The sequence below is a fragment of the Ruegeria sp. HKCCD6428 genome (assembly GCF_013110595.1).
GTDB lineage: Bacteria > Pseudomonadota > Alphaproteobacteria > Rhodobacterales > Rhodobacteraceae > Ruegeria.
The window spans coordinates 1-11090 of the sequence record NZ_WVQX01000019.1 but is presented as its reverse complement, the minus strand read 5'-3'; the positions used below and the strand labels follow the sequence as shown (position 1 = coordinate 11090).

At 56.0% G+C, this 11090-nt stretch carries 10 protein-coding genes; 5 read left to right on the top strand and 5 right to left on the bottom strand.

Features of this window, described 5'->3' with window-relative positions:
- Positions 1 to 1045 precede the first annotated feature (1045 nt).
- The 4 genes from GS620_RS21710 to GS620_RS21700 form a co-directional block, all read right to left on the bottom strand.
- Positions 1046 to 2440 carry an amidase family protein gene (locus GS620_RS21710; RefSeq protein ID WP_170417285.1) on the bottom strand — a complete coding sequence of 465 codons (1395 nt, stop codon included), beginning with the start codon at positions 2438 to 2440 and terminating at the stop codon, positions 1046 to 1048.
- Positions 2441 to 2661: 221 nt separating this feature from the next.
- Complete coding sequence (locus tag GS620_RS21705; protein WP_216598003.1) at positions 2662 to 4113, bottom strand: DUF3604 domain-containing protein; 1452 nt, start codon at positions 4111 to 4113, stop codon at positions 2662 to 2664.
- 102 nt (positions 4114 to 4215) lie between these two features.
- A complete protein-coding gene (locus GS620_RS21895; RefSeq protein ID WP_216598001.1) occupies positions 4216 to 4584 on the bottom strand; it encodes a DUF3604 domain-containing protein in 369 nt (122 codons plus the stop codon).
- 611 nt (positions 4585 to 5195) lie between these two features.
- A complete protein-coding gene (locus GS620_RS21700; protein ID WP_253283497.1) occupies positions 5196 to 5585 on the bottom strand; it encodes a hypothetical protein in 390 nt (129 codons plus the stop codon).
- Positions 5586 to 5918: 333 nt separating this feature from the next.
- On the opposite strand from GS620_RS21700, the gene GS620_RS21695 reads away from it, so the two are divergent.
- Positions 5919 to 6107 carry a hypothetical protein gene (locus GS620_RS21695; protein WP_171617716.1) on the top strand — a complete coding sequence of 63 codons (189 nt, stop codon included), beginning with the start codon at positions 5919 to 5921 and terminating at the stop codon, positions 6105 to 6107.
- Positions 6108 to 6343: 236 nt separating this feature from the next.
- Here GS620_RS21695 and GS620_RS21890 read toward each other — a convergent pair whose 3' ends face one another.
- The gene (locus GS620_RS21890; RefSeq protein ID WP_216598000.1) at positions 6344 to 7588 is read right to left on the bottom strand and encodes a hypothetical protein; all 1245 of its coding nucleotides are present in this window, start codon (positions 7586 to 7588) and stop codon (positions 6344 to 6346) included.
- Between the two features lie 146 nt (positions 7589 to 7734).
- Between GS620_RS21890 and GS620_RS21885 the strand changes: the two genes are divergently transcribed.
- The 4 genes from GS620_RS21885 to GS620_RS21880 all read left to right on the top strand — a co-directional run.
- On the top strand, positions 7735 to 8424 hold the full coding sequence (locus tag GS620_RS21885) for a PepSY domain-containing protein (protein WP_216597997.1): 690 nt from the start codon (positions 7735 to 7737) through the stop codon (positions 8422 to 8424).
- 37 nt (positions 8425 to 8461) lie between these two features.
- Positions 8462 to 9121 carry a response regulator transcription factor gene (locus GS620_RS21680; protein ID WP_171119814.1) on the top strand — a complete coding sequence of 220 codons (660 nt, stop codon included), beginning with the start codon at positions 8462 to 8464 and terminating at the stop codon, positions 9119 to 9121.
- Positions 9122 to 9195: 74 nt separating this feature from the next.
- Positions 9196 to 10449 carry a HAMP domain-containing sensor histidine kinase gene (locus GS620_RS21675; protein WP_171119815.1) on the top strand — a complete coding sequence of 418 codons (1254 nt, stop codon included), beginning with the start codon at positions 9196 to 9198 and terminating at the stop codon, positions 10447 to 10449.
- A gap of 401 nt (positions 10450 to 10850) precedes the next feature.
- Positions 10851 to 11090, top strand: a 240-nt coding sequence (locus tag GS620_RS21880) for a hypothetical protein (protein WP_216597996.1), incomplete at its 3' end; no start/stop codon positions are given.

Here is an 11090-nt window from a genome sequence, read left to right as displayed (position 1 = left end):
GTGTCAACAGGTATCGGAGTAACGATGTTCTGATGAACTGGCTGGGGTGGTAGGAAACCTTGCCGACCGATGAAACCTATCAACTTTTCCCACTAGCCTGAGAAACTGGGGCGGTTTCGGGGGCATTCTGCTTAGCGAAGCGACGGGCGGAATGGAGCGTCAGCGGGTCAGCATGGGGCATTTCTAACAGTGAGCACTGGGCATTTTGATCGCTAGATCGATCGTTCACTGCCGCTGGCGGGACAGAGCTTACTAGACCGCTAGAGAACCCATAACTGGCGCTGAGACGACCGCTGACGAGACGTTCCGGGTGCTGAAGACTGGTAGCTGGTGCTGGCGGGTGGCAGAAACTTGTAATGGCGCTCTGTGTCCCAGTTCACAGGACCTCTCGTTCATCCAGGTTAACGTGACGTCATCAATGGGAGGTCGCAATGCTTCGTAAGGCTTCAAATACCTGGCACACTCGCACCGAACACGCAGTAACCATGATCCACCCAGTTGTGCGTATCTTGCGTCATTGCATCCAGATGCAACGCCAAGTGAACCGCTACCATTGAATTCGAGCGCGGGTAGGCCGACCGGCTGACGACCGTTTGTTGACATTGATGAAGTGGCTGACCAGTGGCGTAGAAGCAGACGTTCGATCGGACAACAGCGAATGACCGTATCGAGCCCAGACCTACCGAATGCTGCAGTTTGCACCGACGGCTGCGAAGCCAAGCAAAGCTGCCGTCAGAGCGACATGTAAATTTTCCCGCGATGGATAGTGAATATTGCGTAATGATTTCAGAATTTTGCGTAGCTCGTGTGCGGCGCATGTTCACGTTTCGATCGCACGATTTCACACTGTGTCGCGGGCAATCCGGTCAGCGAGCAGGGATTGGTCTATTCGGCGCTCTTACATGATTACTTTGGGCGAGCCGCTGGCAGGGCCAAATCACGAACCTACCCGACCTAGGCGCTGCTTCGGCAATAAGAAGAGCAGAACTACGGTCATCGACATCAATAGCGAGATTGCATCCGAACCCTGCTCCTGTTCAATGCCTCAAAGCGACGCAAGGGAATTTGGTGCCCACGGCTCCCACCAGCGCCTCGCCTGCTCCAGTTCGTAGGCAAGGGCAAAAAGGAGGTCCTCGCGTCCGGCTTTCGCCACGAAGTGGCTCCCAATTGGTAGGCCCTCCTCGCTCAGCCCTGCTGGGACAGACATGCCCGGAAGGCCGATTGCATTCTGAACAGGCGTGAAGGACGTGAAACTGGTGATGCGCTCGAACATCTCCTCAAACGGCACGGTTGGATCGAAGAACTCTCCAATCCGCGGAGCCGTCCCAGCCATCACAGGCGACAGGAAGACATCCATGGTGGACAGCCACTCATCATACTCTGCACCAAGCGCGACCATGTAGGCATTTGCCTGCTCCACATCTTCGGCGGTGAACCGGCGCGCGGTCTCGGCCCATTGTTGCACGAATTTATCCAGCAATCCGGTCTCGGACGGCGGTCTGCCTGCCTTGGCCGCAGCCGCGTCGGCGAGACCCACCATCCGAAAACCGAATATCTGGTTGAACCGCAACTCGAATTCCTCCGTCACCGGACTCTGGGTCTCGACGACAGTGTGCCCAAGATCTTCGCAAAGCTGGGCCATGGATTCTATGGCGCTTTGCACTGCCGGGTCAGGCAACGCGCCATAGTAGTTGCGTAAGTCAAAACCGATGGTCAGACGCGCGGTCGAAGGGCCTTCGACGAATGGGATCGGCCGGAAGGCGGCCGTCGGAGATCGATCCTGACCCAACGCAAACAGCATGGCACTGTCGCGGACAGATCGGCTGACACAGTTGTCGGCAGCATAGGTTGTTTGGTCGCTCGATCCCCACAACATGCGCCGCCGACTGGGCTTCAAGCCAAAAAGACCGCAGCACGCGGCCGGGATCCGGATCGATCCTCCACCATCGCTGGCATGTGCAATCGGGACGATTCCGGCGGCAACGGCCGTCGCAGAGCCACCGCTGGACCCGCCAGGCGAATGATCGAGGTTCCACGGGTTTCGGCAGGCACCAAGCAACTGCCCTTCGGTCACCGGCAGGGCACCCACCTCGGGCATGTTGGTCTTGCCCATCAGGTTAAGACCTGAAGCCTCATAGACCAGTGCCAGCGGCGCGGAACGCGTTTGGTAGCTATCGTGGTAGACGCGTGAGCCGTGGGTCGTGTACTGCCCCGCTATATCAAGGTTGTCCTTGACGACGAACGGTACTCCCGCAAAGGGTCCTTGCCGACGCATAGTAGCCGCCTTGGCCTCAGCCTGCTCGTACATCGGCGTGGTGATCGCATTGAGACGGCCCCCCAATGCAAGCGCCGTATCGACAGCGGCTTCGCACAGTTCCGACGGAGAGACCTCGCCGGCCTTCACCAGTTCGGCAAGGCCAAGCCCATCTGTAGTCATCATGACCTGCCGGATGTCGGAGACCTGCGCCGCAGCCTTTTTGACTGCTGTCGCACAGGCAAGAGACGATGCTCCCGACAGGAGGAGATTTCTTCTCGAGATCATTGGCAACTCCCCTAACTGTGTTTACTCGTCGCAGCCGTAATACGAGGGTCAAGCCGCGAAGGTGACTGGGGCCGACCGTCGCCGATCAGGAACCCCGGTTTCTGCCGCAGGTCTGCGCCTCACCGAGGCGTGTACCAGATCGGCGACGTATAGGCGCGCTCTTGATGGCTTCGCAGAATACCTTCCGCGCCCATGGTAATGCCGTACCGGGCTTCGTCATAGGCCATCCAGGTCGGCGTCGGTATCTCCAGAACACGGGCGTAGTATACCGCCGGTTGCATCGGATCGAAGTCCGGGTCAGTCCAGACCGCACGCAATTCTGGCGCGCCTATGCTGTTGATCCAAGTCGCGGCTGTTTCGTCTACTGTCGTCCCGACCGGTTCCGTCGCACGGCCATCGTCGTTGATCGTGCGACCATCCGATACCGCCACGTCATAAATTCGTTCCTGACGTTCGCCGGTCGCATCCACCCAACCCTTAACAATCTGGATGCGGTCGAGGTTGCCCGACCATGCGTCCTTCAGCGCACCGACCATAAAGACCGGGGCCTCGGCGCTTTCTGGTGCCTCTGGCAGATCGCCGCCCATCGGCACGCCCTTGTGATACCCTATCTCGACAACGTCGGGTCGATTGGCATCGTTGGGTTCATACTCCCAACCGCCGAAGAACCGCACCGTCATACGGTTTCCGGTCGTCGCATACACCTCGCGCCGCTCGATGGCGTCGAACAACGCCGCGCGCGTGTTTTCGTGCGCCCAGACACCGGCCAGTCCTGACGCCAGAATTTCGTATTGATATGTTGTCAGCTCATCGTCGCCAAGCAACGCCTCGATGATGGCATGATCCCATCGATCCGGCGCAGGTTCGGTATAGTTGGTTTTGCCGAAAAAATTCTCTTCGCGGGTGGTTGAGAGACCGGTGTGACTATCCGACGCTCCGATCATCCCGTACTTGAACGGGTTCATGCCGATGTCCTGCTCGACCTGAAGACCGATCTGGAGCGCCGAGCGGGTATATTCATACGGCAGCATTTCCGGGGTCTTGATTGCGACCCCGCCGAGATCTGCCTTGTCCCAGATGCCATAGTCGGCGAATTCATCATCGGGCGACAGGAAGGGATGCGTCTCGCTGTCGCCCTTCGTCTGTGTCGTCTCGACCACCGGCTCCCAGCGTTGCCGTGTCGCCGCATAGTCGGCATCGATCGGTTCGCCGTTCTGGCGCATCAGAGAAAACATGCGGCCGTTGGAGAGGTTTCCATTATGCGGGATGGCCAGAACATCCCCGCCTGTGTCGTCCTCATAGGCTTGCATATACGCCCAGAGATCTTCGACATCGTCACTGTCGAACAGCGAAAACGGAATGACCTGACCGGCCTTGTCCTCATCATCCCGGAAGATCACGACCCGATGCAGGTTGCCCGGTTCCTCAAAGGTGCCGCTCATCGTCCATTCAAAGCCGATCAGCGCAGTAAAGGTGCCGGGGTCATTGAATTGCGCCGCATGGTCCAACTGACGTTGCCATGCCGATTGCGCTATACCCGGATCATCGATCAGGTCTACTTGCTTCGCCAATCCCTCGAAGGTCCAAAGTTGATAGGCGCGATAGGGATCGCCGCCTTCGATCAGGTCGTAGAATTGCCGGCCCCATTCGGTTTTCAGAAGGTCGGCATTCGCCTAGGCCAGCATCGGTGCCATGCCAAGGTTTTCCGCGTGATCCGCTACCACGAGAAAGTCGAGCGGTCGCACAAGTTTTGCACGCTGCCCAGTGTTGGTGGTAACCTCTTCTCCGCGTGCGAAACGATAGGCGTCCTCCGGATCGAGGTACGTGCCCAAAAGACCGGCATCGCCGGAAACGGACGTGTGTAGATGCGTGTCACCCCAATAGAGGTTTTCGGCAAACACACCTTTGCGCATGTTCTTGTCGACATAGGGAGAGTAGGAACTTCCCAGACCCTCAACCTCATCTCTGGTCGGGTTGATGTCCTGAGCAAACGCCTGAAAGGCCGCTAGCCCCATTGCGCAAACCAAGCCAAATCTGAGCATCGGATGACCCCATTCAAATCAGATACCAACAATTCAAGCGTCGCACGGCGCTAAGCCGTTCACAATCGTATTCTTCCCCAAAAAAGTTGAGGTTCATGAGGCCGTCCGTAGACTCAAGTGATAGTGGACAACGGTTTTCAGGCCTACCATGGTGTGCTGGTTCCGATGGAGAAGCGGACAGACTTTCTCGCTGGATCAGGGTCGTAACCAACGAAGGCGTGCAACTTGTATGCAATCCAAAGTGAAGGTCCGGAAAGCGCACGAAAGCAGCCTCTAGCGGAAACGCATCGAATTCACCCTATGTCCGCAGACCAGACATTCAAATGGTCTCTTTGCATCGCAGTGCAGCTAGCGGCGGCTTCCTGCGCATCTGGTGAATTCGCTGAAGCCTAGAACCTAGATCTGCGGCACATGATCGGAAAGCGGGCTGCGACGACAGACTTGTGAGGGAATATTCAAAGTCGGCTCTGGACCTTCCCTAGTGACGTTACAGGGTAAGATTAACGGTAATGCTGCTTCGCCTATGACGGCCTCGAAAAGCCCAAACTCCCGTGCTTCATCTACAACCCAAAGGCGTTAATCCGAGCAGTGATTGATCGTAAAGTATGCAATCAATTAAGAACATCGACCACTGCCCCTATTAGGTTCAGCACCTCGTGTGTCTCCCGGTTCACTTGGTAAACATAGTCTCCGGCACGCACATAGTAGCCGTTTCGCCGCAGGCCATATCGGCTAGGATTATCGATGCGAACGTACCCATTGTAGATGAAATCCCCGACTCGGTATCGTTTAGCTTGGCCGGGCGGAACGCACGGCACTGCTTTCTTGGCCAAACCCGGAGGACAGTTACCTGCTTTTGATTTCACGAAAACAGGCTGCAGTGCATTGTGCGACCCGATACTCTGTCCAAGATCAAGAGACTGGATGTCAAAACTCGCACCCGCAAAGGGCCCGGCCTGCATAGTGAACACCGTCGCCGTGATTGCCAAAGCCGTTTTCATCTTTTCCGCCTCCTTTAACTGATCTTTCCAATTATGATCATCTTCGGGATTTGACCAATGCATCGGCGGAGACTGGCTTACTGCCGAAGTCTTCTGCTGTGAAACTATGGTTCGCTTGGCACAACATTCTCATCTAACGACCTTAGAAACCCTCAAGTTGGAATGGGGCAATTGAAGTGGCGCCCGGCCAGACCAATCCTTTGTTCTTATTTCGTAAACAACATTAACCGAACATGAACAGTGTATTCTCATTAGGTTCAAACAACTTTGCGCATACTGACCAAGTTGGATCGAACGAGACGTATATCGTTTGACGGAAACAAGGGGAACAAAATGGTCAAACCTGCCTTTGTGACTGAAGATCGCAGCCCAAAAATTGCGATGCGGACCTCTAGCAAATCTGCTGAAGAGCGCCTGCAAACCGCGATGAATTCGAGCAATAGCCGCTTCCCTCCTATCGAAAATGCACTGACAGAGATCACAAAAAACAAGCGGCTATCCGAGGCTCACCAAAACGTCTGAAGGCAATTCGGCTGCCCCCCGACAATTCTCGATTTTCGCCCTAAACATCTGAATTGTAACAGGAACCCGTCCCAGCTTGGGGCGGGATTTTCTTGTTGCGCATCGCAATCATCAAGAGCTTGCGCCTAGCAGGCCGACTGAATCTACCTTCCAACTTAGTATCCGAAAGGCTTATCGACGCTCCAGCTTTCAGTTCGTCCTGAAGTGGAGGCTGGCGATGGCCGGGAAGCCTCAGGTCAAAGCCCCAGCAGCGCTTTAACCTGTTCCTCAACTGCATCCGTAACAGGCTTGTTGGCAGCGGCTTCCAGTGCCTCACGTTCGGCCAGATCTTGCTCTTCGACAAGTTCAGTCAACTCTTCCACCTCTTCAACGGCTTCATTGTATTCAATGGCTGCCTGTCTTTCGTCATTCAGAGTCTGGGCTTCATCAATCGAAGCGTCTAATTCGGCTTGGGCCGCTTCTAGCTGCGCTTCGATATCCGGATCACTACCGCCCGCGTCCTCCAAAGCTTGTTCAAGTTCTGCGACCGTATCCCGGTTGGTTTGTACCTCACCTACTGCGACTTCCAAGTCATCCTCGATTTCTTGAACTGTCCGCTCTGGTTCTTCCAACCCTTCAAGAAACTCCAACTGTTCTTCCAGTTCCTCCCGCAAAGGCTCTCCGGCCAGCACTGTGTCTCGGTACGTGGCAATTCTGCCAACCCGCGAATTGGGTGCTGCATTGGCCAGGGCCGTTGGGCTTGCATTGGCGGCGTTCAGTGCGCCCAACTCAGAGGGATCTGCACCAAGCAGCGCAGCCATACGATTGCCTTTTGCCCGGGCAACTGGGCGCTTGGACTCTTTTAAAATCACATTCTGGCGAACCGTTCTTTGCGCCTTGGTCTTTTGCGTTTGAAGGGTTGTCGTAGCAACCCTTGAGTTGGTTGCTGTATTGCGAGCTTTGCCTTTCCCGTTGAACAGATTTTTCAGAGAAAACCCTCCGCCTTTTTTGGTACCAGACCGAGCAGACTGCGATTTTGTTTTCCCCAGTCCGAATATCCCGGCCTTGGCCCCGCTACGGCTTTTGTCGACCCCTTTCCCACGGCCACCATTCCCAGCCGAGCTTTTGTCTCCGCGATCTCCCTGGGCGCCGTTGCCATTCCCACCGCCGTTTCCATTGCCACCGCCGTTGCCATTCCCACCGCCATTACCGTTACCACCGCCGTTGCCGCCGCCATTACCGTTACCACCACCGTTTCCGCCGCCATTGCCGTTTCCACCGCCATTGCCGTTTCCACCGCCATTGCCGCCGCCATTGCCGTTTCCACCGCCATTGCCGCCACCATTACCGTTGCCCGGCTTGGCATAAGCAAAATCAGGAGCTGCGACGGTGGCTACAATGGCCGTGGACCCCAACAAGGCAATCGCGATCGTCGAAGCTTTAAGCAGTCCGCACTTGGTGGTTTTCATTTTCAATCTCCTCAAAACCTCCAGCAATGGCAATCAGCGCGCTGAGGTTGACCACGGTGTTTCGGCAGTCTGACTCGCAGTCGAATCAAAACCGTTGCCACTGATTTAACTTTAGGTCGCTTGAACGCAGGGCTAACTGCTTGTTCATCATCGGTTCATGTCTGGCCTAGTAGTCTTCGATGAAGGTGTTTGAGGGTGTTATGCAGGCCAAAGCGTTTTTTCTGGTTGCAGCTTTGCTGACTGTCTTGTCTGGTGGGCAAGCGGCGGCAGATGCACGCGAACTCAAACAGTCTGAACTGCGCATGGCGACGTTGTCAGGCAGTGCGATACGGCTGAACCGTGTGATCAAAGGCGTGAAAAAAGCATACGGCGGAACACCTGTTGATGCGCGCGCATTCAAAACAGACAAGATTTACTATCGTATTCTGGTCAAAAAGCCGGGCGGGAAAATCGTCAGCGTGATCGTGAACGCCGAAACCGGCACAGTCGTCTCGAACCGCTCAAGTACGGGGCGCGAGATTTCTGAAGCCGCACGCAATTCAACCAAATCCAAAAGCAACAACGCTCAGAGTGCCTCTACCACTCGTGGAAACAGTGCAGGCCGAAGCAATGCCGGCGGCAATGGTAACGGCAACGGCGGTGGCAACGGTGGCGGCAACGGCGGTGGCAACGGTGGCGGCAATGGTGGCGGCAACGGTGGTGGCAATGGTGGCGGCAACGGTGGTGGCAACGGTGGTGGCAACGGTGGCGGCAACGGTGGCGGCAACGGTGGCGGCAACGGCGGTGGCAACGGTGGTGGCAACGGTGGCGGCAATGGCGGTGGCAATGGCGGTGGCAACGGTGGCGGCAACGGTGGCGGCAAAAAATAAAGTGAAGATCACGCTGGTTTAGCTGTAGTCTCTGGATATGCGAATACTCCTTGCCGAAGACGAACCCCAGCTTTGTGAGCAAGTCAAAAAGCTATTGGGTGCGGAAGGTCGCGTGGTCGACGTGGCCAACAATGGTACAGATGCCCTGCATCTGGGGTCGACTGAACCGTACGACATGATCATCCTCGACATCGGCTTGCCTGAGCGTGACGGCATTTCGGTCCTGCGCGAATGGCGCAGCGCGGGCGTCAAGACACCGGTCTTGATCCTGACGGCCAGAGATGGCTGGAGCGAACGCGTCGACGGCTTGGATGCCGGCGCGGATGACTATATGACCAAGCCGTTCCATATGCCCGAATTGGCGGCACGTGTACGGGCCATCTTGCGACGTCAGAGCGGTCAATTGAACCCCGTGATAGAAATGGGAGATGTCTCTCTGGATACGCGGAACGGGCGGGTTGCCGTTGGGGGCATTCCTGTCGATTTGACCGCGCAGGAGGTCGCCGTTCTGACCTATCTGGCGCACAACATCGGTCGCATGGTGTCGCGTACTGAGCTGTCGGAACACATCTACGAATATGACGGCGACAGAGATTCCAACACGATTGCAGTATTTGTGACCCGCCTGCGCAAAAAGCTGGGCTCCGATTTGATTACAACCGTCCGGGGTCGCGGCTATATGATTGATTCCGCCTAATGCTCTCGTTGCGCCAACGGGCCTTACTCGGAGGTATCGCTTCGGGAGCGTTGTCCGTAGGCGTCGGTACGCTGATGGTGTTTTCCTACATTAATACGCGCGTTCTGGAGCAGTTCGACGCAACGCTACAAGACCGGCACACGCAGGTTGTTGTTGGCCTCAGCGCCACCACGGATGACCCTGAAACCCTGCGACAGTTGGTATTCGATCCTGCGTATAGCACGCCATATTCGGGGCGGTATTGGCAAGTAACGGACAGAACCGGCGCCATCTATACGTCTGCTTCACTCTTCGATGAAACGATCGCCGAGCCTCCGCGCGGAAATGACGAAACAATCATTTGGAACACCTCCGGTCCAGATAGCGAAGCCATTCGTGGTGTTTATCAAAAGATTACGTTCGAGGACGGAACCGAGTGGGGCGTAACTGTCGCCGAAAGCAGGAGCGAACTGATCAACGAACGCAGCGCTGCACAAAGATACCTGCTCCCGGTTTTCGGATTGGTTGGTTTGATCGGAGTGGCAAGTTCTCTTTTGCTGATGTCCGCCATTGTTGGCCCGCTCCGGAAGTTGCGCGCCGATGTCGCCCATCGCTGGGATCGAGGCGATGAACTGACTCCCGAAGACTACCCGGAAGAGGTTTCGCCCTTGGTGGAAGATCTCAACAAACTGCTGCATCGAAACCGCGAGATTGTCTCTGGTTCGCGAAGACAAGCGGCGGATCTGGCGCATGCCCTCAAGACGCCGACGGCTATCTTACGAAACGAATTGGCGGAACTGGCAGACGCAGGAGCACATACGGAGCCTGCGGAAGAAGCGCTAACTCGAATTGACGCCCAGCTTAGCCGTTCACTCGCGCGCATGCGTGCATCAAACACCGGAGAGTTAACACATTCCAGGACAGACCTGACGAATTCGGTCGAACGACTGTCCCGGCTATTCTCGGTCATGGCCGAACGCGAGGGGAAGACGCTCGTTTCGAATTGCGAGGCTGGTCTTCAAGTTCGAATGGACCCCCAGGACATCGAGGAAGTGATTGGAAACCTCCTCGACAACGCTCTCAAGTGGAGCCGGACGACACTCCAAATCACCGCGAGGCGCTGTGACAGCGGCATCGAACTTTGCGTTGAAGATGACGGGCCCGGTATTCCGGATGGTGCCCGAGAGGAAGTCCTTCGTTCAGGCAGTCGGCTGGACACCTCTGTTAAGGGAACAGGTTTGGGACTGTCTATTTCCGTTGACTTATTGAATGCCTACGGTGGGTCGCTGGAACTCAGAACATCGAAACGCTTAGGTGGCTTGGCCGCCGAAGTGAAGATTAAAGCTTGAGAAAACCGAACTGTTCTATTCCGCTGAACGTCACGGCGTAGCTCCAGCTTGTTTGCAATCCATCTTCTGGACTAGCAACAATGCCGAATCGGTCGTTGGTGCGCGCGGCGAAAGCACTCTTTGTCCGCACATCGGACGTCGACCAACTGCATGATCGTGATGGCGCAGCGAATGTCGGCTATGTGGGACTGCAGTCGCAGCATTTGGGACACCCGCTGGAGGGCGGCTTTGGGCCGTCCCTGACAGCGGCCGGAAGCACCCGAACAGAGATGCTGCGATTGCTCCAAGGTCGGCACGGAGCCCAAAGCAGTCAATCGTTTGACTTTTTTGAGCATTTCACAAAACTCACCGTGTATCACAATTGGGTGTACTCTCGCTTATGAAGTAAGAGGAAAAAGCTGATGGAAACACTGGGCCCGGCACTTGCGGCACTATACGCTCAGCGTACATTTTTTATTAAGTTAACACTGGGAGTCTTAGCTTATGTGTTGGTGGCGGACGACGCACAAGCCCAAAGCTCACAGGCCTGTGTGGAATTGGGTTCTCCTCGAATTGAGTACGCTTCTGGAACTGAAAGCACTCGCGGTAATCAAACAATCTCAACGACGGAACGCACGTGTCTGCCGATCCCAAACGGACCC